This window comes from Azospirillum sp. A23 (assembly GCF_042938965.1).
Lineage (GTDB): Bacteria > Pseudomonadota > Alphaproteobacteria > Azospirillales > Azospirillaceae > Azospirillum > Azospirillum melinis.
Map to the genome: position 1 here is coordinate 1,682,081 of NZ_CP170667.1, position 21,694 is coordinate 1,703,774.

At 68.7% G+C, this 21,694-nt stretch carries 19 protein-coding genes; 6 read left to right on the forward strand and 13 right to left on the reverse strand.

All coding sequences use genetic code 11. The annotated features are described in order from the left end of the window. The first annotated feature begins 7 nt into the window (after positions 1–7). On the forward strand, positions 8–304 hold the full coding sequence (locus tag ABNQ40_RS25275; RefSeq protein WP_391347679.1) for a type II toxin-antitoxin system RelE/ParE family toxin: 297 nt from the start codon (positions 8–10) through the stop codon (positions 302–304). A 7-nt stretch (positions 305–311) separates the two neighbouring features. Here the strand turns inward: ABNQ40_RS25275 and ABNQ40_RS25280 are convergent, their stop codons facing one another. Beyond that, entirely contained in the window at positions 312–1,397 is a 1,086-nt protein-coding gene (locus ABNQ40_RS25280) for a response regulator (RefSeq protein WP_247879479.1), read from the reverse strand. A gap of 148 nt (positions 1,398–1,545) precedes the next feature. On the opposite strand from ABNQ40_RS25280, the gene ABNQ40_RS25285 reads away from it, so the two are divergent. The 3 genes from ABNQ40_RS25285 to ABNQ40_RS25295 all read left to right on the forward strand — a co-directional run bounded on the left by ABNQ40_RS25285 (position 1,546) and on the right by ABNQ40_RS25295 (position 5,607). Then, entirely contained in the window at positions 1,546–2,118 is a 573-nt protein-coding gene (locus tag ABNQ40_RS25285) for a peroxidase-related enzyme (RefSeq protein ID WP_109047389.1), read from the forward strand. Between the two features lie 94 nt (positions 2,119–2,212). Continuing rightward, positions 2,213–3,964, forward strand: coding sequence for a signal peptide peptidase SppA (gene sppA / locus ABNQ40_RS25290; RefSeq protein WP_391347682.1), 1,752 nt, complete (start codon positions 2,213–2,215; stop codon positions 3,962–3,964). Positions 3,965–4,050: 86 nt separating this feature from the next. Next, positions 4,051–5,607 carry an MDR family MFS transporter gene (locus ABNQ40_RS25295; protein WP_391347685.1) on the forward strand — a complete coding sequence of 519 codons (1,557 nt, stop codon included), beginning with the start codon at positions 4,051–4,053 and terminating at the stop codon, positions 5,605–5,607. 37 nt (positions 5,608–5,644) lie between these two features. On the opposite strand, the gene ABNQ40_RS25300 is transcribed toward ABNQ40_RS25295, so the two are convergent. The 5 genes from ABNQ40_RS25300 to ABNQ40_RS25320 all read right to left on the reverse strand — a co-directional run bounded on the left by ABNQ40_RS25300 (position 5,645) and on the right by ABNQ40_RS25320 (position 11,517). Continuing rightward, the gene (locus tag ABNQ40_RS25300) at positions 5,645–6,733 is read right to left on the reverse strand and encodes an AI-2E family transporter (protein ID WP_391347687.1); all 1,089 of its coding nucleotides are present in this window, start codon (positions 6,731–6,733) and stop codon (positions 5,645–5,647) included. A 239-nt stretch (positions 6,734–6,972) separates the two neighbouring features. Continuing rightward, positions 6,973–8,403: an ATP-binding protein gene (locus ABNQ40_RS25305; RefSeq protein ID WP_391347690.1), complete on the reverse strand. Its 1,431-nt coding sequence runs from the start codon at positions 8,401–8,403 to the stop codon at positions 6,973–6,975. A gap of 147 nt (positions 8,404–8,550) precedes the next feature. Then, a complete protein-coding gene (locus tag ABNQ40_RS25310; protein WP_391349096.1) occupies positions 8,551–9,231 on the reverse strand; it encodes a winged helix-turn-helix domain-containing protein in 681 nt (226 codons plus the stop codon). 90 nt (positions 9,232–9,321) lie between these two features. Beyond that, complete coding sequence (locus ABNQ40_RS25315; RefSeq protein WP_109047383.1) at positions 9,322–10,926, reverse strand: DegQ family serine endoprotease; 1,605 nt, start codon at positions 10,924–10,926, stop codon at positions 9,322–9,324. A 171-nt stretch (positions 10,927–11,097) separates the two neighbouring features. Next, positions 11,098–11,517, reverse strand: coding sequence for a secondary thiamine-phosphate synthase enzyme YjbQ (locus ABNQ40_RS25320; RefSeq protein WP_109047382.1), 420 nt, complete (start codon positions 11,515–11,517; stop codon positions 11,098–11,100). Between the two features lie 138 nt (positions 11,518–11,655). Here ABNQ40_RS25320 and ABNQ40_RS25325 point away from each other — a divergent pair, with 138 nt between their 5' ends. Together ABNQ40_RS25325 and ABNQ40_RS25330 are read left to right on the forward strand one after the other, a co-directional pair. After that, a complete protein-coding gene (locus tag ABNQ40_RS25325; RefSeq protein ID WP_109047381.1) occupies positions 11,656–12,105 on the forward strand; it encodes a CoxG family protein in 450 nt (149 codons plus the stop codon). A 133-nt stretch (positions 12,106–12,238) separates the two neighbouring features. Next, positions 12,239–12,847, forward strand: a complete 609-nt coding sequence (locus ABNQ40_RS25330; RefSeq protein ID WP_247879478.1) for a nitrogen fixation protein NifQ — start codon at positions 12,239–12,241, stop codon at positions 12,845–12,847. A gap of 6 nt (positions 12,848–12,853) precedes the next feature. Here ABNQ40_RS25330 and ABNQ40_RS25335 read toward each other — a convergent pair whose 3' ends face one another. The 7 genes from ABNQ40_RS25335 to accB all read right to left on the reverse strand — a co-directional run bounded on the left by ABNQ40_RS25335 (position 12,854) and on the right by accB (position 21,683). Beyond that, on the reverse strand, positions 12,854–13,210 hold the full coding sequence (locus ABNQ40_RS25335) for a hypothetical protein (RefSeq protein WP_109047380.1): 357 nt from the start codon (positions 13,208–13,210) through the stop codon (positions 12,854–12,856). Continuing rightward, on the reverse strand, positions 13,207–13,605 hold the full coding sequence (locus ABNQ40_RS25340) for a response regulator (protein ID WP_247880150.1): 399 nt from the start codon (positions 13,603–13,605) through the stop codon (positions 13,207–13,209). Before ABNQ40_RS25340 ends, ABNQ40_RS25335 begins: the two co-directional genes overlap by 4 nt. A gap of 143 nt (positions 13,606–13,748) precedes the next feature. Continuing rightward, positions 13,749–15,080 (reverse strand): response regulator, encoded by a 1,332-nt coding sequence (locus ABNQ40_RS25345; protein WP_199235211.1) that lies wholly within the window; start codon positions 15,078–15,080, stop codon positions 13,749–13,751. A gap of 78 nt (positions 15,081–15,158) precedes the next feature. Next, positions 15,159–16,664 carry a sensor domain-containing diguanylate cyclase gene (locus tag ABNQ40_RS25350; protein ID WP_158285520.1) on the reverse strand — a complete coding sequence of 502 codons (1,506 nt, stop codon included), beginning with the start codon at positions 16,662–16,664 and terminating at the stop codon, positions 15,159–15,161. A gap of 241 nt (positions 16,665–16,905) precedes the next feature. Further along, positions 16,906–19,389 (reverse strand): methyl-accepting chemotaxis protein, encoded by a 2,484-nt coding sequence (locus ABNQ40_RS25355; protein ID WP_109047377.1) that lies wholly within the window; start codon positions 19,387–19,389, stop codon positions 16,906–16,908. Positions 19,390–19,873: 484 nt separating this feature from the next. Further along, positions 19,874–21,214 (reverse strand): acetyl-CoA carboxylase biotin carboxylase subunit, encoded by a 1,341-nt coding sequence (gene accC, locus ABNQ40_RS25360; protein WP_109047376.1) that lies wholly within the window; start codon positions 21,212–21,214, stop codon positions 19,874–19,876. A 19-nt stretch (positions 21,215–21,233) separates the two neighbouring features. Beyond that, a complete protein-coding gene (gene accB, locus ABNQ40_RS25365; RefSeq protein WP_109047375.1) occupies positions 21,234–21,683 on the reverse strand; it encodes an acetyl-CoA carboxylase biotin carboxyl carrier protein in 450 nt (149 codons plus the stop codon). Between the last annotated feature and the right edge of the window lie 11 nt (positions 21,684–21,694).

Here is a 21,694-nt window from a genome sequence, read left to right on the forward strand (position 1 = left end):
GGCAGCAATGGCACGGCTGGATTTCACTGCCGCCGCGGATGCCGATCTTGAGAGCATCGGCGACTACATCGCCCAGGCTAATCCGCTGGCAGCCATCCGCATGGTGTTGGATATCCGGGATCATTGCAGAAAGATCGCGTCGATGCCTGCCATCGGCCGATGCCGTCCGGAGTTGGGCGTTGGTTTGCGCAGCCTGTCCGTTTCACCTTACCTGATCATATACAAAGCCGCGGAAGCGGGCCGGATCGTCGTGATCCGCATCGTCCACGGTGCGCGCGACCTGCCGCAGGTGATGAGGGAATAGCCTCCCTTCACCCCACCCCGGTCGCCTTCGCGTATTTCCGCTTCGCCACCTCCAGCGATGCCAGAAGCTGCTGGCCGGTCGCGCCGCCGTCGCCGCTGACGCGGCCGGTCATCACCGCCCTGATCGCGTCGACATGGGCCTTGAACAGCAGATGCTCGTTGGCGGTCACTGTGGTCAGGCCGCTGCGGGTCACCTCGTAGAGCGACTTGGCGATGTGGGTGATCAGCGGATAGCCGAAGATGCCGCCCTGCCCGCGCATCTCGTGGGCCGAGCGGTTGACCTGGGCCAGCAGGCCGGCCACCGCATCGGGCTCGCGCGGCAGGCGCTCGACGCGGCGGCCCATCTCCTCCACCTCCGAGCCGATCCAGACGGCATAGTCACCGGCACGGTTCAGGATTTCCTCCTCCGCGGCGGCCAGCACCTCCGGCGGCAGGGTCGGCACCGGATCGCGCGGGGCGAGGCCGGCCTTGGCGCCCAGCCGGTTGGGCAGGTCGAAATAGATGACGGGAAAGCGGTCGATGCCGCGCGCCTTCGACGCGCTGTGCACCATCAGGATCTCCGACGGCGCGGTCATCCGGCAATCCATCGCCACCGGCTTGTCGGCGCGGCGGCGGTCGGGGCCGAAATAGCCCTTGGCCAGCACGAAACGGCGCGGCCGGGCGATGGCGAACAGCAGCCGGCTGGCGATGGTCTGGGCGGAAAAGGGCTTGGCGATGAAGTCGGTCGCGCCGAGATCGCGCGCCTGCTCCACGTAATGCCGGTCGGCGGCCCCCGACAGCATCAGCACCGGCAGGAACTTGTCCGGGCTCTTCGGGCTGGAGCGGATCCAGCGCAGCAGCATCAGCCCGTTCACCTCAGGCATCACCAGATCGGACAGGATCAGGTCGACCGGGGCGGTGCCCGGCGGCAAGGCCGCGCGACGCTCCTCCAGCCAGCGGATGGCGTCGGCGCCGCTCGCCACCCCCTCCACCCGGCCGATGCCGATGGCGCGCAGGGTCGCCGTCAGGACCGTGCGGATGAAGCCGCTGTCCTCCACCACCAGGACCGAGAGAAGATCGAGCTTCGGCTGGGTCATCGCCGTCTGTTTCGCCAACCGGGACATATTCCCGCATTCAGTTTCCACTTCTGGCACAACCGGACCCGATTGGCGAGCGACAAGCGGAACGGAAGACAAACCGCGCGGTGGCGGTTACCCTCCCCCGGCCGAAAAGGCCCAGCAAACAAAAGAGAGGACTCGCCCGATGCCGCAACCCGATCACGTCATGGCCCTGCCCCTGCCGGAAAAGCCGGACCTCGACCCCGACATGCAGGCCCTGTTCGACAAATGCGTGGAAAAGCTGGGCTTCGTGCCGAACGTGCTCCAGGCCTACAGCCTGCGGCCGAAGAAGCTGCGCAACTTCGCGATGGTCTACAACGAGCTGATGCTGGGCGAGAGCGGGCTCAGCAAGCTCGAGCGCGAGATGATCGCGGTGGTCGTCTCCTCCGCCAACCATTGCTATTACTGCCTGGTCGCCCATGGGCAGGCGGTGCGCAAGCTGTCGGGCGATCCGGAGCTGGGCGAGATGCTGGTCGCCAATTACCGCGTCGCCCCGCTGGAGCCACGCCAGCGCGCCATGCTCGACTTCGCCTGGAAGCTGACCAAGGAACCGATGTCGGTGGGCGAACCCGACCGCGAGGCGCTGCGCGCCGCCGGATTCAGCGCCGAGGACATCTTCGACATTGCCGACACGGTCGGCTTCTACAACATGTCCAACCGCGTGGCGACCGCGGTGGACATGATCCCGAACCGCGAGTACCACAGCCAGGACCGCTAAGGCCCGGAAAGTCCCGGTCTTTCACCGGCATCGCACTCGGCAGCCTAATCGGTAGTCTTATCGGTAGTCTTCAAGGCCACACAGGGTAGGTATCATGGCGATCGTCCGTTTCTTCGTCCGTCTGTTCGCGCTCATCGGCCTGCTGCTGGTGGTCGGCGCGGTGGCGGTGGTGGTGCTGGCGGTCCGTCACGAACCCACCCTGCCCGCCGCCGTGGTGCTGGAACTCGACCTGACCAAGCCGCTGGCCGAGAGCGACGACGGCAAGTTCGGCAGCCTGTTCGAGCATCAGACCACGCTGCGCGAGGTGCTGGACGCGCTCGACGGCGGCCGGCGCGACCCGAAGGTGAAGGGCGTGCTGGCCCGCTTCGGCGACGACAGCATCGGCTTCGCCCAGACCCAGGAGCTGCGGACCGCCATCGAGCGGTTCCGCGCCTCGGGCCGCTTCGCCGTCGCCTTCGCCGAGGAATATGGCGGGGCCGGGGCCGGCAACCGCTCCTACCTGCTGGCCAGCGCCTTCGACGAGGTCTGGCTGCAACCGCTGGGCACGCTGGGCATCACCGGCCTGTCGGCGGAGCTGCCCTTCGCCCGCGACGCCTTCGACCAGCTGGGCGTGCAGCCGAGCTTCGCCCAGCGCGAGGAATACAAGAGCTTCGCCGAGACCTTCACCAAATCCGGCATGACCCCGGCCAACCGCGAGATGATGGAGGCGCTGGTCGCCGACCTCGGCAACCAGCTGGTCGACGGCATCGCCAAGAGCCGGCGCCTCGCCCCCGCCGCGGTGCGGACCGCCATGGACAAGGCGCCGCTGTTGAGCAAGGAGGCGCTCGACCAGAAATTCGTCGACCGGCTCGGCTATGCCGACGAGGCGCGGGACGAGGCGCTGAAGCGGGCCGGCACCGGGGCGGAGACGCTGGATCCGGCCGATTACCTGTCGGTTGCCGGCAGCCCCAACGGCGAGGGGCCGACCATCGCCCTGATCCACGCCGTCGGCACCATCACCGGCGGCGAGAGCGGCAAGCCGACGCTGGGCGGGATGTCCGCCGGGTCGGAGACCATCGTCAAGGCCATCGAGGAGGCGGCCGACGATCCGGAGGTGCGCGCCATCCTGTTCCGCATCGACAGCGGCGGCGGCGCGGTTTCCGCGTCGGAGGCGATCCGGCGGGCCCTGGTCAAGGCGCGTCAGAGCGGCAAGCCGGTGATCGCCAGCATGGGCGACACCGCGGCGTCGGGCGGCTATTGGATCGCGCTGGCCGCCGACCACATCGTCGCCTCCCCTGCCACCGTCACCGGTTCCATCGGCGTCGTCGCCGGCAAATTCGCCATCGGCGGCCTGTCCGACAAGCTCGGCATCCATTGGGACCGGGTGCAGGGCGCGCAGAATGCCGGCATGTGGTCGCCGCTGCATCCCTTCGAAGGCGGCGAATCGGAACGGCTGAACGCCATCATCGAGGACACCTATGCCAACTTCCTGCAACGGGTGGCGGAGGCCCGGCGGATGACGCCGGAACAGGCGCGCGGCATCGCCAAGGGCCGCGTCTGGACCGGCGCCCAGGCCCGCGAACTCGGCCTCGTCGACGATCTGGGCGGCCAGGAACAGGCGCTGACGCTGGCCCGCACCGCCGCCGGCCTCTCCGCCGATGCCCCGGTAAGCCTGGTCCCCTACCCGCCGCCGAAGTCGGTGACCGACCAGATACTCGATCTGGTGTCCCGCAAGGGCGAACTGGTCGGCGCGCTGGCCGCCGTGGCGGAACTCCGCCCCCTGCTGGCGCAGCTCCGCCCCCTGCTGGCCGCCACCCAGGGCGACGGCGTGCAGGCCCGCATGCCGCCGATGTCGCTGGGGAAGTGAGTCCAAGCATTCAGAAAAATCCCCTCTCCCCCCGGGGAGAGGGGGATCTCACCGTTCGAAGATCTTCACGTCCGAGACGCCTGACCATGACCGAGACCGCCGCCCGCCCCGCTCAGCCCGATCCGGCCCATCCCGTATTCACCCACCAGGAAATCCTGCGGGTGTTCAGCGGGGTGGCTCTGGCGATGCTGATGGCGGCGATGGACCAGACCATCGTCGCCACCGCGCTGCCGACGATGGCGAGCCAGTTCGGCGGGCTGGAGATGCTGCCCTGGGTGGTCACCGCCTATCTGCTGACCTCCACCACCACGACGCCGATCTACGGCAAGCTGTCGGACCTCTATGGCCGCAAGCGCGTGCTGCAAACGGCGATCCTGCTGTTCCTGGTCGGCTCCGTCCTGTGCGCCGCGGCGCAGAGCATGACCCAGCTGATCCTGTTCCGGGGGTTGCAGGGGCTGGGCGGCGGCGGGCTGATGTCGCTGGCCTTCACCATCATCGGCGATGTCGTCGCCCCGCGCGAACGCGGGCGCTACCAGGGGATGATCGGCGGCGTCTTCGCGCTGGCCAGCGTCGCCGGGCCGCTGCTGGGCGGCATCTTCACCGAAACCATCGGCTGGCACTGGATCTTCCTGATCAACCTGCCGCTGGGCGCCGCCGCGCTCGCCATGACCCGCAGCACCCTGTCGCGCCTGCCCGCCGGCCGGGCGAGGCCACGCATCGATCTGGCCGGGGCGGCGCTGCTGACCGGGGCGGTGACCAGTCTGCTGGTCGTCGCCACCCGCGGCGACGCCATGGGCTGGGGCAGCCCGGCGGCGCTGGCCCTGCTGGCAGCCGGCCTCGTCATGCTGGTGGTCTTCCTGTGGCACGAGCGCCGGATCGAGGAGCCGATCCTGCCGCTGCACCTGTTCCGCCGCCCGGTGGTGGCGGTGGCGACGCCGGTGGTCGCGGTGTCGGCGATGGTGCTGTTCGCCGGCATCGTCTATCTGCCGCTGCATCTCCAACTGGTGCAGGGGACCAGCGCCACGGTGTCGGGCCTGCTGCTCCTGCCGCTGGTGCTGGGCATGACCGTCGGGTCGGTCGGCGGCGGACGGCTGATCGCCAAAACCGGGCGCTACAAGGCCTTCCCGCTGGCGGGGCTGGCCCTGTCGGGCGTCATGTACGCCCTGCTGGGCAGCCTGCCGGCATTGGCGGCGGACGGGCTGTGGTCGACGCTGATCCTGGTGCCGCTGGGCATGGGGCTGGGTCTGGTGATGCCGGTGATGACGGTCGCCGTGCAGAATGCGGTGGAGCATCGCGACCTGGGGGCCGCCACCGCCGCGGTCGGCTTCTTTCGCTCGCTCGGCGGGTCGGTCGGCGTCGCGGTGTTCGGCGCCGTCTTCAACGCCGTGGTGTCCGAACGGCTGGAGGGGGCCGGCCTGTCCGGCCGCGCGGTTCTGGAGCATGGCGCCGCCGCCCTCGCCGGCCTGCCCGCCGCCGCCCGCGGCGGGGTGGTGGCGACGCTGGAGCACGGCTTCGCCACCCTGTTCCTGCTGGCCGCGGCGCTGGCGGTCGTCTCCTTTGCCATGACGCTGTTCCTGAAGGAGCTGCCGCTGCGCTCCGCCAACCCCGGCCGGGCGGAGACCGCCCCGGCGGCGGAAGGCTGACCGGTTGGGCTGGCCGGCCGGATTGTTCTGTTGGCCGTCAGGAATGATCGCTGGGGAAGTGCCTGGGCTCCCCAAGCTTGTCCTCGATGTAGAGCAGGTTGACCAGCACCAGCACGACGACGGCGAGCGGCGTCGCCAGGAACATGCCCATTATGCCGAACAGCACGCCGCCGGCGGCGATCGCGCCGATGGTGACCACCGGCGGCAGATCGACCACCCGCTTCTGCAACAGCGGCGTGATCACGTTTCCTTCGATCTGCTGGATGACCAGATAGAGCCCGGCGACCCACAGCGCGTCCTGCGGCGATTGGGCGAAGCCGATCAGCAGGGCCGGCACCGCCGCCAGGAAGGGACCGACCAGCGGGATGAACTCCATCAGCCCCGCGACCATGCCCAGCGCCAGCGCCGACGGGATCCCGAGCAGCCAAAGCCCGACCGCGATCATCGTGCCGACCGCCGCCATCGCCACCAACTGCCCGATCAGCCACTTCCACAGGCTGTCGCCGGCCACATCCATCACCTCGCAGGCCCGCTTCTGCCCGCGCGGCGGCACCAGCAGAACGACGCCGCGCTGATAGAGCCCCGGCGACGCCGCCAGATACAGGGCCGCGAACATCACCACCACCGCGTCGCCGACGACATAGACGAGGCCGGAGGCGAAGCTGCTCAGCTGGTTCATCCAAGGCCATTCCTTGCCCTGCTCCATGATGCGGTCGCGCCAGCCGTCGGGCAGCATGCCCATCGCCTTGGTCACCTGCTCCTGCAACTGGCCGAGCTGGGCCGCCATCGAGGTGCCCATCAGCCAGCCGCCGCCGCCGACCAGCAGGACCAGCGTCAGCAGCACGATGGCCAGCGACCAGCCATGGCCGAGCCCGGTCGCCCGCTGCACATAACCGGTCAGCCGCTGCAACAGGATGGCGAACAGCACGCCGGTGAAGATCAGCAGCAGCGTGCCGGAGATCCGCCACAGGAAGATGCTGAGCGCCGCCACCCCGGCGACGATCAGCACCTTCCAGGTGAAGACGGCCAGCTCGCCGCGCCCGGCCCGCGCCGGCGGCTCGGTCTGCGCCGCCCCGCCGCCGGGGGGTGTCGCTTGATAGGCGGTGGGCCGGCTGGGTGTCGCCATCTGTTCAAACTCCCGCACTCGCGGCCGTCGGAGGGACGGCCTCGCGGGAAGAACGCGCGGGATCCGCAGACGTTGCGCACTGTTGGCAGGTTAGGCCGTCGGCGGTAGTCCGAAGATCGGTATGGAAGCTGCCCCGAACCGCCCCATATCAGCAGTGACGCCAAGGAGTCATTCTCGCTGATGTCACTTGAAGAGCCCGCCTCACGGCGGGCTTTTTTTTGACCTGCTATCGGCTCCCCTTACCGGCGTGCCTCCGGCGGGAACAGCAGGCTGACCTTCAGGCCCGGCCCGTTGTCGCTCAGTTCCAGCTTCGCGCCATGCAGCGTCGCCACCGCATCGACAAGGCTCAGCCCCAGCCCGTTGCCGGGCGAGGCGCGGGCGGTGTCCAGCCGGACGAAGCGTTGCAGGACCTTGTCGCGCATGTCCGGCGGAATGCCGGGGCCGCTGTCGGCGACCTCGATGCAGGCGGCGCGTCCGGGAGCCGGACCGTCGAGAACCAGCGCGATGCTGCCGCCGTCCGGCGTGTATTTGATGGCGTTGTCGAGCAGGTTCGACACCACCTGGGCCAGAAGCTGCCCGTTGCCGTGGACGACCGGCTTGCCGCGGATGTCGACGGACAGGCGCTGCCCGCGCTCGTCCGCCACCGGCTCGTAGAGGTCGGCGGCCAGTTCCACCACCTCCGCCAGATCGACCGGCACGAAGTCCTGCCGTTTGGCGCCCGATTCCGCCTCCGCAATCGACAGCAGGGCGGTGAAGGTGGCGAGCAGCCGGTCGGCCTCGACGATGGTGTCCTGCAACACGGAACGATAGACCTCCGGGTCCTCCGTCTCGTGCAGCAGTGCCAGTTCGATGCGGGAGCGCAGCCGGGTCAGCGGCGTGCGCAGGTCATGGGCGACGCTGTCGGTCACCTGCTTCATGCCGGTCATCAGCCGTTCGATGCGGTCCAGCATGGCGTTGAGGTTGCCGGCCAGCCGGTCCATCTCGTCGCCGCCACCGAATCGCGGCACGCGGTCGCTCAGATCGCCGCTCATGATCTGGCGGGTGGTGCGATTGATCGCCTCGATCCGCCGCATGGCGCCGCGGCTCATCAGCAGCCCGCCGCCCAGCCCGAGCAGGGCGGTCGAACCCAGGATCCAGCCGAGCGAGCGGAACATCCGGGTGCGCAGCTGGTCGATCTCGCTCATGTCGCGGCCGACCAGCAGGCGGAACTGCCCCGGCAGCGTGAAGGTCACCGCCTGCGCGGTGGACGGCCTGTCGGTCACCCCGCCATAGTCGGCTACCTTGAAATGGGTCCAGCCGCTGGCATTGGGCACCGCCGCCGGCCAGCCCGACAGGTTGCCGGCCAGGATCACCCCCGCCGCCGTGGTCAGCAGATAGATGGAGTTGTTGTTGGCCACCGCGCTGCGCGTGCGCACCACCTCGACGAGGCCGGGCAGCCCGTAATTGCGGTAATGGTCCTGCAGGCCGGCGACCTCCAGCGCGATGGTCTCGCCGATCTCCTGCTCCAGGAAGCCTGCGGTGGTGCGATAGACGACGCCCAGGATCAGCCCGACCGACAGGACGAACATCGCCAGATAGAGCAGCGCCAGCCGGAACGCCGTGGTGCGCACCAGCCGCAGCCCGGCGGCGACAAAGCCGTGCAGGCCGGCAGAATGAGCCTCGGTCCTCAACAAGAGCCCTCTCCCCCCCGGGGAGAGGGTTGGGTGAGGGGGATGCATTGCGAGGAGCGTCCGGCAAGCGGTTCCCCCTCACCCTGCCCTCTCCCCGGGGGGGAGAGGGGAATCGCCGCCGTCAAAATCCAAGCTCCATAAAGTCTTTTACGCCTCCGCCGCGCGCAGGCTGTAACCGGCGCCGCGCACGGTGTGGATCAGGGGGGTGGGGAAATCCTTGTCGATCTTCTGGCGCAGACGGGCGATGTGCACGTCGATCACGTTGGTCTGCGGATCGAAGTGATAGTCCCACACATTCTCCAGCATCATGGTGCGGGTCACCACGCTGCCGGCATTGCGCATCAGATATTCCAGCAGCGAAAACTCGCGCGGCAGCAGGTCGATGGCCTTGCCGGCGCGCTTGACACTGCGCGACAGCAGGTCGAGTTCCAGATCGCCGACCGACAGGCGGGTCTGCGGCTGGGCGGCACCCCGCCGGCGCACCAGCACCTCGATCCGCGCCAGCAGCTCGGAGAAGGCGAAGGGCTTGGTCAGGTAATCGTCGCCGCCGGCCTTCAGCCCCTTCACCCGGTCGTCGACGCTGCCCAGCGCCGACAGGAACAGCACCGGCGTGTCGTTGCCGGCCGCCCGCAGCACCTGGACCAGCGACAGGCCGTCGCGGCCGGGCAGCATGCGGTCGACGATCATCACGTCGTAATGCTCGGCCCCGGCCAGGAACAGGCCTTCCTTCCCGTCGTTGGCGACGTCCACCACATGGCCGGCCTCCTTCAGCCCCTTGGCAAGGTAGCTGGCGGCCTGGCGATCATCTTCTATGACGAGAATCTTCATGAGCACGAGTGTAGCCTCCCAAAACAGCCCGGCCAAGCACGAGGGTGTCGTGCCCGGCCGGACTTTCCGTCACTCAGTGAGCGCGTTGCCTCACGCCTTCAGCTTCAGCGCGACGAAAGACTCGTTGCCCTGCCGGTTGATCAGCATCAGCAGCGCCTTCTGCCCCGCCTTCTCGGCCTCGGTGACCTGACGGCGGACGTCGGCCGGGCTCTTCACCTCGGTGTCGCCGACCCGTTCGATCACGTCGCCGGGACGGACCGGCACGTCGACGCTGGAGGACAGGCCGGTCACCACCACGCCCTGGACGTCCTCGCCGATGCCCAGCCGCTTGCGCGCCGCCCGGTCCAGCGGGGCGAGCTTCAGCCCCTTCACCGGTGCGACCTCCTCATGCTCGGCGGTGCCCTTGCCGGGGTCGGTTTCGGCGGCGGCCATCTGCTGCTGTTCGGACAGGCGGTCGATGCGCACCGGTACCGTCTTCTCGCGGCCCTCGCGCAGGATCTTCAGGTCCACCGTGTCGCCGGCCTTGGTATCCGCGACGTGGCGGGTCAGGTCGCGCAGGTTGTTGACCGGCTTGCCGGCGTAGGACAGGACCACGTCGCCCTGATGCAGGCCCGCGCGCTGGGCCGGGCTGTCGGCGGTCACCTCGGCCACCAGGGCGCCCTTGGCGCTGGGCAGTCCGACGCTGTCGGCGATGTCCGGCGTCACTTCCTGGATTTTCACGCCGAGCCAGCCGCGCTCGACCTTGCCGCTGTCCTTCAGCTGGGCCACCACCTCCTTGGCGAGGTTGGCGGGGATGGCGAAGCCGATGCCGACCGACCCGCCGTTGGGCGAGTAGATGGCGGTGTTGATGCCGATCACCCGGCCGCTGAGGTCGAAGGTCGGGCCGCCCGAGTTGCCGCGGTTGATGGCGGCGTCGAGCTGGAAGTAATCGTCATAGGGGCCGCTGTGGATGTCGCGGCCGCGGGCCGACACGATGCCCTTGGTGACGGTGCCGCCCAGCCCGAACGGGTTGCCGACCGCCATCACCCAGTCGCCGACGCGGGTCTTGTCGCTGTCCGCCCAGTCGACCGACGGCAGCGGCTTGTCCGACTTCACCTTCAGAAGCGCGAGGTCGGTCTTGGCGTCGCGGCCGATCAGCTTGGCCGGCATGGCGGTGCCGTCCTGCAGGGTGACGGTGATCTCGCTGGCGCCGTCGATGACGTGGTTGTTGGTCACGACATAGCCGGCCGGATCGATGATGAAGCCGGACCCCAGCGCCCCGGTCTTGCCACGCGGGCCCTGGTCCTGATCCTGGTCGCCGTCAGGACCGCCATTCGGGCCGCCATTCCGGTTCATCTGGTCCTGGAACTGGCGGAAGAACTCCTCGAACGGCGTGCCGGGGGGCACGCCGGGGATCGCCGGGCCGCGCTGGGTGCGAGCTTCGGCCTTGGCCTCCTGGGTGGCGGCGATGTTGACCACGGCCGGGCTGACCTTGGCGGCAAGGTCGGCGAAGCTGGCCGGCGTGTCCTGCACCATGGCGACGGCCGGCGGGGCGGCGTTCTGCTGGGCCTGCGAAACCGCCCAGCCGGTCAGCGCCGGAGCCGTCAGCACCGTGGAGCCCAGCAGCAGGGCGGCGACGGTCCGGCGCAGGCGACCCGCACGGCCGATCTCGCGCTGGGGCTTCGACTGGGAATTGGCGGGAGGAAGGGTGGTCATGACGGCGACACTCCGATCAGGCGATTCCGACTGTGGGGAGGTGGCTCCGGCGGTCCGGCCGCCGCGGCACCTCACCGCTGTTGTCCCCAACATAGGAACCCGCCCTTCACCGCCGCCTTGCGACCGGATGAAAGAAATTTCAGGCTGGCCGGCCGGATCGGTCTCGCGGGCCTACTCCCCGATCAGATGCAGCGCGATCTCCCGCCGGTGCGGCCGGGCGCGGTGTTCGAACAGGTAGACGCCCTGCCAGGTGCCCAGCGCCGGTTCCCCCGCCATCACCGGAATCGACAGGCTGACGCCGGTCAGGACGGAACGGATATGGGCGGGCATGTCGTCCGGCCCCTCGGTGGTGTGGGCATAGAGCGACGGGTCCTCCGCCACCAGCCGGCGGAAGAAGCGCAACAGGTCGGCCTGCACGTCGGGGTCGGCATTCTCCTGGATGGTCAGGGAGGCCGAGGTGTGGCGGCAGAACACCGTCAGCAGCCCGGTCTCCATCCCCTGCTCCGCCACCCAGCGCCGGACCTGGGCGGTCACCTCGACCAGCCCGGCACCGCGGGTGGGAACGGTCAGCGTCGTGACGGCTTGTCGCATGGCGTGCGGTCTCCTTCATGGTTCGTTGGCTTGGTTCCGGGGACAGGCAATACCAGATGTCTCTACCCCAACGGTGTCGCCCGAATAAAATCCATGGGCGCACTGTTTCTGTCGGAAGGCCAAGGAGGAAGACGGCGCATGGACATCACCGGCACCCACAGCGTTCCCGGACCGCGCGACCGCGTGTTCGCGGCACTCTGCGACCCGGCGGTGCTGATGCGCTGCATCCCCGTGCTGGAAGAGATGGAGCGGCTGTCGTCCACCGACTATGCGGCGCGGGTCCGCACCACGCTTGGGCCGATGAAGGCGCGCTTCTCCGGCCGGCTGCGGCTGGAGCCGGAGGACGGCCCCCACCGCTACCGGCTGGTCGCCCAGGGCAATGGCGGGCTGGCCGGCGCAGTCAAGGGCGAGGCGTTCGTCGTGCTGGAGGAGGAGGACGGGCGGACCCGGTTGACCTACAGCCTGTCGGTGGCGCTCGGCGGCGCGGTCGGCCGGCTGGCGGTGAAGCTGGTGCAGGCCAAGACCGACCGCGTGCTCGCCGGCTTCTTCGAGCGCTTTGCGGAGGAGGTCGACGGCCGCCCAGAATGACCGGACAAGGGATGGGACAGGCGCTGCGGCGCAATGCCGCAGGCTATGGGGCCGGAGAGCGGCTTTCGCAGATGCAGCATCTTGGGTCAGGATAGCAGGCGTCGCGGGTGCTCTTTGCCGGTGGAGATGCCGAGTGGTCCTGTCCCAGCCCGCTGCCCACAGCCTTGCCCAGAATCCCGCTGCCGTCGCCGCCGCGACCGACCGCATGATCTTCGGCCGCATCCTGGCGCTTGCCGCCGCCGATCCGGCGCGGACGATGACGGGAGCGCTGGCGCTGACCAAGGCCGAGCTGATGGAGCTTGCCGCAAGACACGCGCCGCAGTTCTCCAATGCCGTCGCCGCCCTCTCCGGCGGAGGCGGGTCCGGCGAGGACGCCATCGAAGAGGCCGACCTGCGGGCCTTTCTGATCGAGCATGGTGCCAAGGGAGCCGACGAGGAGCGCTGGCTGGCCGCCATCCTGGCCCGCCGGTCGCTGGAGCCCAACCATCTGTGGCAGGATATGGGGTTCCACGACCGCGGCGAACTCAACACCATGTTCCGGCGGCATTTCCCGGCGCTGGTGGCGCTGAACTCCGGCGACATGAAATGGAAGAAGTTCTTCTACCGCCAGCTTTGCGAACGCGAGGGGCTGATGCTGTGCAAGTCTCCCAACTGCGAGGTGTGCGACGACGTGGAGGTCTGCTTCGGCGAGGAGGCCGGGGACCCGCTGTCCACCCTCTCCCGTCTGGCGCGCAATGGGTAAGAAGGCTCAGCGCGGCTGGGCGCCCAGATCCTCGAAGGCCATGCCTTTGTCGGTGTGGCGGAAGCGGCCCTTCCCGTTGACGGTCAGCGGCGGCTGGCCCGGCTGCGGCACGAAGGTGGCAGCGTAATAGCAGTCATACTGGCCGCTGCCGTCCTGAGTGCCGGCGCCGGTGCCGCCCTTCGACTTCGCCTCGACGCAGCCCTGCTTGCGGAAATTGTCGAAGGCGCGGAAGGCCGCATTGCCCTGGCGCTCCAGCGTGCGGCGGGTGTGGGCCTCAACCAGCTTGCGCATGTCGCCCTCCGACGGCTCGCCCGAACAGGCGGCGAGCAGAAGCGTGGCGATCAGGAACAGGCCGCGCCTCACCGACCGCCCAGCAGCCGGTCGACCCGCTCCTTCAGGGCGGCGAAGGAGGGCGGCTTGACCACGAAGCCGTTGACGCCCAGCGCCATCGCCTGCTTCACGATCTCGGATTCGGTGTGGTTGGTCAGGAACACCACCGGGGCGCGGGGGTTGGCGGCTTCAATGCTGGCGCGCAGGCGGGCCAGGAATTGCAGGCCGGAGACCGGCTTCATGTCGATGTCGCAGACGATCAGGTCGGGATTGACGCGGATGCACTCGTACATCGCCGACTCGCCGTTGTCGGCCTCCGTCACGTCGCGGAAGCCGATCTGGCTCAGGATCTGGACGATGGTGCGGCGGACGAAGGGCTGGTCCTCGACGACCAGGATCCGAAACTGGGAATAGTCGATCGCCTGCATATCCACTCCCATTCCTCCAGCCAACACGCCGCATCCCACTGATACCGCCCGAACCGGTGGCGGGCAATCGAAGGTCGGTTACCGGCGGATGGAATATGATTTTGGTTCTGTAAATTTTCCGACAATTTGTAGTGCCGGAGCCGTCATCCGCCGGGCTGGACCCGGCCGGGGAACAGGCGCTCCAGAACCGTGCGCAGACGGTCCATGGTCAGCGGCTTGTGCAGGCAATCGTCCATCCCGGCGGCGTGGCACTGTGCGTCGTCCTCGGCATCGGTCCCGGCGGTCAGCGCCACGATGGGCACGCGGCCGGCCTCCCCCGGCAAAGCGCGGATGGCGCGGGCGGCCTCGTGGCCGTCCATCAACGGCATCTGCACGTCCATCACGATCAGGTCGAACCGCCCGTCCGTCGCGGCGGCCAGCCCCTGCGCCCCGTCCTCCGCCGTCGTCACCGTGTGGCCCAGCGCCTTGAAAAAGCCGGCAGCCACCAGACGGCCGATGGGGTTGTCCTCCACCAGCAGGACCGACAGGGCGGCAGGACGCAGCATGGCCCGCACCGGGATGCGGACGGTCAGCCACTCCCCCGCTGCGCCATCCGGCCCGTCGGGCGGCAGATGCCCGCCCAGACGCCGCACCAGCGGCTGGACCGCGGCCAGCACCAGGGGGCGCAGCCGGGCCGCCCCGCGGCGGCGCAGCGTCAACTCGGCGGCATCGCCTGCCGGCCGCAGCGACAGGGACAGAGACGCTCCCCCCTCCGCGGCCAGCAGCGTCAGTAGACCCCGCAGCCCGGCGGCATCGCCGGTGAACTCCTCGTCCGCCCCGCCTTCAATCGACATTGCCTTCGCATCCGCGGCCAGCGCCGCCAGCGTCAGGCTTTCCTCCACCACGGCGCCCGGTCCGACCGGGCGCAGGGCCGCTGCGGTGGTCCGCAGGGCGGTAGCCGCCGCCTGGACGGCGAGCAGCCGGTCCTGCTGGCGCGGCAACAGCGGCGATTCCAGCGCGGCGGCCGTCAGCGCCATCATCGGATCGAGCGCCGCCGCAACAGCAGCCCCCGCCGCGTCGAGCAGCGATGCAGCCTCGTCCCGGCCCCGCTGCGCCTCGGCCAGCGCCATCCGCAGCCGGTTCTCCCGCATCTGGCGCCGGCGGGCGGCCGATACCGCGCGGCGCAGGCCATCGCCATCGTTTTCACCATCGCCGGCCGGCAGTGCATCCTGCGCCCCGGCCGCGATGAAGCCCGCACTGTCGTGCTCCTGCCCTTCCGGCAGCAGAACCACCACCGCCGGGGCCGGTTCCAGCCGGGCCAGCGCCTCGACCGCCGCCATTGTGGGAGCGTCGAGCAGCACCACCGTTTCCCCCGCCGCCGCACCGCCGCCGCGCAGCCGGTCCAAGGCGGCGGCCACCGTGTCCACCCGCACCAGCTCCGGAAAAAGCGGGGCGAGCGACCCGGCGGGCGCCAACGCCTGGGACACCAGGAGCACCGCCTCATTTGCCGCCGACCTGGGTCGGATCACGGGTTGGGCTTTAAATCCTTCTGCCATTTTTCCTCGAACGAACCGTCAGCTGGCGATGGAGGTGGGAACGGAGGATGTGGGAACGGAGGCCGGGCCGGGATAGCCGTCGTCGATCACCACGCGGTTGCGGCCCGCCGCCTTCGCCTCATACAGCGCGCGGTCGGCGCGGCCAAGCGCCCGTTCGATGCAGGCGTCGTCCTCGCCGGACATCGCGACGCCGATGCTGACGGTCATGCGGATGCATCCCTGCCCCAGGTCGGCGGGATCCAGCGGCAGGTCGTTCAGCGGCACATCGGCCAGCGCCAGACGGTGGCGAAGCCGTTCCGCCACTTCGCCCGCCGAGGTCAGCGGGGTTTCCGGCAGGATGATCGCAAACTCCTCGCCGCCCAGACGGCCGATGTGATCGGTGTCGCGCAGCTCGCTGCGGCAGACCTCCGCCAGCCTAACCAGCGCCCGGTCGCCCGTCGCATGGCCGTGGCTGTCGTTGATCGCCTTGAAGCGGTCGATGTCGAGCATCAGCACCGAAACCGGCCGGCCATAGCGGCGCAGCCGGGCAATCTCGACCTCGGCCAGCTCCAGGAAGCGGCGGCGGTTGTTGAGGCCGGTCAGCGGGTCGGTGGTCGCCATGCGGCGCAGCTCGCTCTCCACCCGCTTGCGTTCCGACACGTCGCGGATCACCGCGGTGAACAGCAGGCCATGGGCATGGTGCAGCTTGGCGATCGACACCTCCGCCGGAAACTCCCGCCCGTCGGCGGTCAGCCCCTGAACCTCACGGCGGTTGGTCATCACCCGGGCCTGTACCCCCGACGCGCTGAAGTTGGCGATGTGCACGTCGTGGTCCGCCCGAAAGCGTTCGGGGATCAGCAGCGACAGCGGACGCCCCAGGATATCGTCGGCATCGTAGCCGAAAAGGCTTTCCGCCGCCCGGTTGAACAGGGTGATGTTCAGATCGGCGTCGGTGGTCAGGATGGCGTCCTGCGCCAGCCCGATGATGCCCTGCAGCCGCTCCTCCGACAGGCGCAGCTCCTCCTCCATCCGCTTGCGGGCGGTGACGTCGACCTGGCTGCCCATCATGCGCGCCGGACGGCGCTCCGCATCCCAGGCCACCACCCGGCCGCGGTCGCGGATCCACAGCCAGCCGCCCGATGCGGTGCGGACACGGTACTCGCACTCGTAACGGGGATGGTCGCCCGACAGATGGGCGGCCAGCGCCGCCTCGACCGCCGGCAGGTCATCGGGATGGATGCGGGAGCGCCGGAATTCGACCGTCGCCGGAGGTGCCCCCGGCGTGACGCCCAGCATCGTCTGCAAGCCGGGGCTGTACCACAGCGCACCGCCGGCGATGTCCCACTCCCACAGCCCGTCGCCGGCGGCATCGGCCGCCAGATGCAGGCGCGGCCCCGCCGAGGCCGTCAGGTCGCGCCGCCAGCGCAGACGGGTGCGGGGACTGCGCCTGATTTCCGCCGCGACGGTCGCCGCCCCAACCCCGGGATGGGTATTTTCCGATTGGAAACATCCCGACGAGCAAGACAAGGCTGTGGTATCGGCCATCACTGCGTCCCGGCCTCTTTTCCGTCGAAGGGTTCCGTACAGCGGACGGGATGCTTCAAGCTGCACGCACCGCCGGCAATGAACGCAATCATATCCCGTCATCCAATAGGGACTCCCCCTGTGAAATTGTCACAGGGGATAAGTCCTCAACCTGCGGGATGAAGAAGATGCGTAACGTTCGGTGCGACGGATCGATGACGGTGCGGCAGGCTTATATCCGGGGGGCTTATCCGGTCTGCGGTCAGGCCGCCACATCGACCGGCGAACGGTCCTTGGTGGCGATCTCCACGGCCCGCGCGAAATCGCCCGCCATCTTCTCCGCGTCGAAGGCCAGATGGATGCGGCTGTGCTCCACCGCCTTCACCACCACCGCCACCTCCGCTGCATAGCGGTCGAGCCGCAGATGACCGATGGCCCCCGCCAGCGAGCGGCCGTCGGTCGTCGTCACCGGATCGATCATGGCGCCGCCGATGGACAGGTTGCGCACGGTCACCGCCAGCCGGTCGCCGCCGATCAGCAGGGTTCCCGTCTCGTCCACCTGGAAACGCGGCTTGCGCCGGCGGTCGGCATCGCCGGTGGAGGTGCGGACGATGCGGACCAGCACCTGACGCAGGCTCTCGATGGAACGGGCGACGTCGCCGGACCCGTTCTTGACATGGGTGGCCTGTTCGCCGGTGCGGTCGGCCTCTTCCGACACCGCGGCGATGCGGTACGACACTTCCTGCGCCGCCGTGGAGGTCTCCACCACGTTGCGGCTGATCTCCTGGGTGGCGGCCGACTGCTCCTCCATCGCCGCGGCGATGGAGCCGGCAATGTGGTCGATCTCGGCGATGGTCCGGCCGATTTCCTCCACCGCCTGCACCGCCTCGTCGGTCACCGCCTGGATCGCGGTGATCTGGCGGGTGATCTCCTCGGTCGAGGACGCGGTCTGGTTGGCGAGGTTCTTGACCTCCTGCGCCACCACGGCGAAGCCCTTGCCGGCTTCTCCCGCCCGCGCCGCCTCGATGGTCGCGTTCAGCGCCAGCAGATTGGTCTGGCCGGCGATGGACTGGATCAGGTTGACCACCTCGCCCACCTTCGCCACCGTTTCCGACAGCGAGCGGATGGTGGCCTGGGTGTGGTGGCCGCTCTCCACCGCGCGGCGGGTCACCGCGCTGGAATGGGCGACCTGCGAGGAAATCTCGCGGATCGAGGCGGCCAGCTCCTCGCTGGCGGCGGCGACGGTCTGGGCGTTCGCCAGCGCCTGCCCGGCGGCGGATGCCACGGTCTGGGCGTTGACGCTGACCCGCTCGGCCGAACCGGACATGCCTTCGGCATCGTCGGCCATGGCGCCGGTGCGCTGGGCGACCTCCTCCACCGCGCGGCCGGCCTCCCGCTCCACCGTCGACGCCATGGTCTCCAGGGCGCGGCGGCGTTCCTCGTCGGCATGACGGGCGCGCTCGACGCGCTCCTGCACGGCATAGCACAGGCGCGCCTTCAAGCCGCGCAGCTGGCCGGCGATGGGATGGAATTCGGCCGCGGCCGGCAGGTCGATGGTGTGGGTCTGGTCGTTGCGGGCGATGGCGTCGAAATCGACCGAGAAGGCGGCGAGCGGACGGCGGACGGTGCGCAGCAGCAGCAATCCGCAGAACACCGCCCCCAGCAGGACGGCCAGCCCGGCGGCCACGGCGAACACCAGATGCCAGCGGAAATCCTCCAGCGCCCCCTCATAGTCGCCCTTGGCGACCGTCAGCTGCAATTGCAGCAGGTCCTTGTTGGTCTGGAACGCCGCCTGGAACAGCGGGTCGATGCGGTCGCGGACCAGAACCTCCAGCCGCAGCGAATCGCCCTGGCGCGCCAGCTCCATCGCCGGCTTCAGCCCCTCGTTCAGGAAGGCGGCGCGCTGCCTGGCGAAGCGGTCCGCCAGAATCGTCTCCTCCGGCGTCATGAAGGTGGTGACATAGTCCGCCCACAGCCGGTCGATGGTGGCGGCGTTTTTGGCGATGCGGTCCTCGCGCTGCGCCATCGCCTTGGGATCGGTGCCGTCGCGGGTGTCGATGATCAGGCGCTGCAACGTCTGCACATTGTCGCGCATATGGTCCAGAATCTCGCCGATCTGGACCGCCGGCGCCGTGCGGTGCTCGTACACCATCTTCAGCGACGCGTTGCTGTCGGACATGCCGCGCAGCGTGACGCCGCCGACCGCCAGCATCGACAGGATCATGAAGGCGAAGATCAGGGTCAGCCGCCCGGTCACCGTCGCCATCCAGCGGCGGAACCCCGCCCCGGCGCCGCGCCCGACCGCCCGCCCGTCGCGCACCGTCAGATGGCGCGCCCTGCCCTCGCGGATGTCGGAATAGAGCCGCTCCGCCGCCGCCACCTGATCGCGCGACGGCTTGGTGCGGATCGAGATGAAGCCGGTCACCGTTCCGTCCTCGATCACCGGCGTGACGTTGGCGCGGACCCAATAGAAGTCGCCGTCCCTGGTCCGGTTCTTCACCAGCCCTTCCCACGGCCGGCCGTCCTTGATGGTCGCCCACAGGTCGGCGAAGGCCTCCTTCGGCATGTGCGGATGCCGGATCAGATTGTGCGGAGCCCCGATCAACTCGGATTCGGCATAGCCGCTGATGTCGGCGAATGCCTTGTTGACGAAGGTGATGCGTCCACCCGTGTCGGTACGCGACACCAGCAGGACACCGTCTTCCATCACGATTTCACGGTCGGTGATCGGTTCGTTGAGACGCATGGGGCGGGGGCCTCGTCAGACAATGGGCGCGTTCGGGCAGGCAAGCCGGCGCGACGGGTCGCGACCGGTGGACAGACCAGGGGCCGGCGCACCGCCTGGAGAAAGCGATGGTTCGGCACAGCTAACGGAATGGCGTTTCATCTACTGTGGGTAGCCCACATCCGCACTGACACAGATCAAGTCAGCAAGCGGCGTGCCATGCACTCTGAATTCTTCGCAAACCGCCGTTCCGGTAAAACCCTGATGACCGGGCACGCACGTCAACTGGGATTCGCCGCGTTCGGCGTCGCAATTTGCGAATGAAAACGCGATCCGGGCGAGAAATTATCAAATTGCGAAAGAACAGATTCCCCAAGGGGAAGATTAATCACTGCATCAGAAAACATTAATAAAGAAAAACCCCTCTCTCCACGTGGAGAGAGGGGTTTCATAACTGCGACATTCTGCCGCAGTATTTCCGCGTATGAGAAAATGCCGCGAGCGGTCAGGACTTCGCCATCAGCTGTTCCAGCCAATGGATGTCGTAATTGCCGTCGATGAAGGCCTGCTGTGCGATGATGCGGTCATGCAGCGGCAGCGTAGTCTGGATGCCGCCGATCACATACTCTTCGATGGAGCGGCGCAGGCGCATCAGGCACTCGTTCCGGGTGGTGCCGTGGACGACCAGCTTGGCGATCAGGCTGTCGTAATGCGACGGCACGCGGTAGCCGTCATACAGCGCCGAATCGACGCGAACGCCCAGTCCGCCCGGCGCGTGATAGCCGTCGATCTTGCCGGGCGACGGGATGAAGGTCTCCGGGTTCTCGGCGTTCACGCGGCATTCGATGGCATGGCCTTCGAAGCGGATGTCCGACTGGCCGTAGCCCAGCGGCGCACCGGCGGCGACGCGGATCTGCTCGCGAACCAGATCGATGCCGGTGATCATCTCGGTGATGGTGTGCTCGACCTGAAGGCGGGTGTTCATTTCGATGAAATAGAACTGCCCGTCCTCGTAGAGGAACTCCATCGTGCCGACGCCGCGGTAGCCGATGGCCGCCGCCGTCTTCGCCGCCAGCTCGCCGATGAAGGCGCGCTGTTCGGCGTTCAGCGCCGGGCTCGGCGCCTCTTCGATGACCTTCTGGTGCCGGCGCTGGACCGAGCAGTCGCGCTCGCCGAAATGCACGCAGGTGCCGTGGGTGTCGCCCAGGAGCTGGATCTCGATGTGCCGCGGATGGCCGAGATACTTCTCCAGATAGACCTCGTCGTTGCCGAAGGCGGCGCGCGCCTCGCCACGGGCCAGCTGATAGGCTTCCTTCAGCTGGTCGGGGTTGCGGGCGACCTTCATGCCCTTGCCGCCGCCGCCCGCCGCCGCCTTGATCAGCACCGGATAGCCGGTCTCGTGGGCGACCTTCTCCGCATCCTCCAGCGACGTCACCGGACCGTCGGAGCCGGGCACCACCGGCAGCCCCTGCTCCATCACCGTCTTCTTGGCGGTGACCTTGTCGCCCATGATCCGGATATGCTCCGGCGTCGGGCCGATGAAGGTGAAGCCGTGCTCCTCCACCATCTCCGCGAACTGGGCGTTTTCGGACAGGAAGCCGATGCCGGGATGGATGGCGTCGACATTGGTGATCGACGCCGCCGACAGGATGGCCGGAATGTTGAGGTAGCTGTCGCGCGCGGACGCCGGACCGATGCACACGCTTTCGTCGGCGAGGCGGACGTGCATGGCGTCGGCGTCGGCGGTGGAATGCACCGCCACGGTCTGGATCCCCATCTCGCGGCAGGCGCGGTGGATGCGGAGCGCAATCTCACCACGGTTCGCGATCAGGATCTTTTCGAACATCGCCAAGGGAATGCCCCGCTTACTCGATGATGAGGAGAACTTCGCCGAATTCGACCGGCTGGGCGTCGGACACCAGCACTTCGGCGACGGTGCCGCCGCGCGGGGCCTTGATCGGGTTCATGACCTTCATCGCCTCGATGATCATGATGGTCTGGCCGGCCTTGATCACGTCGCCCGGACGGACGAAGGGCGTGCCGCCCGGCTCGGCCGCCAGATAGGCGGTGCCGACCATCGGCGAGGTCACGGCACCCGGATGGCTTGCCGGCTTTGCAGCGGCCGGCGCCGCCACGGCGACCGGAGCGGCCGCCAGGACCGGGGCTGCCTGGACGGCGACCGTCTGGGCGGCGGTCGGGCGGGTGACGCGGATACGCTTTTCGCCCTCGGCGAACTCGATCTCGCTCAAGCCCGTCTCACGCAGGAGGTCCGCCAGCTTGCGGACCAGATCGCCGTCGATGTCGAAGCTCGCCATGATGTCAGTCG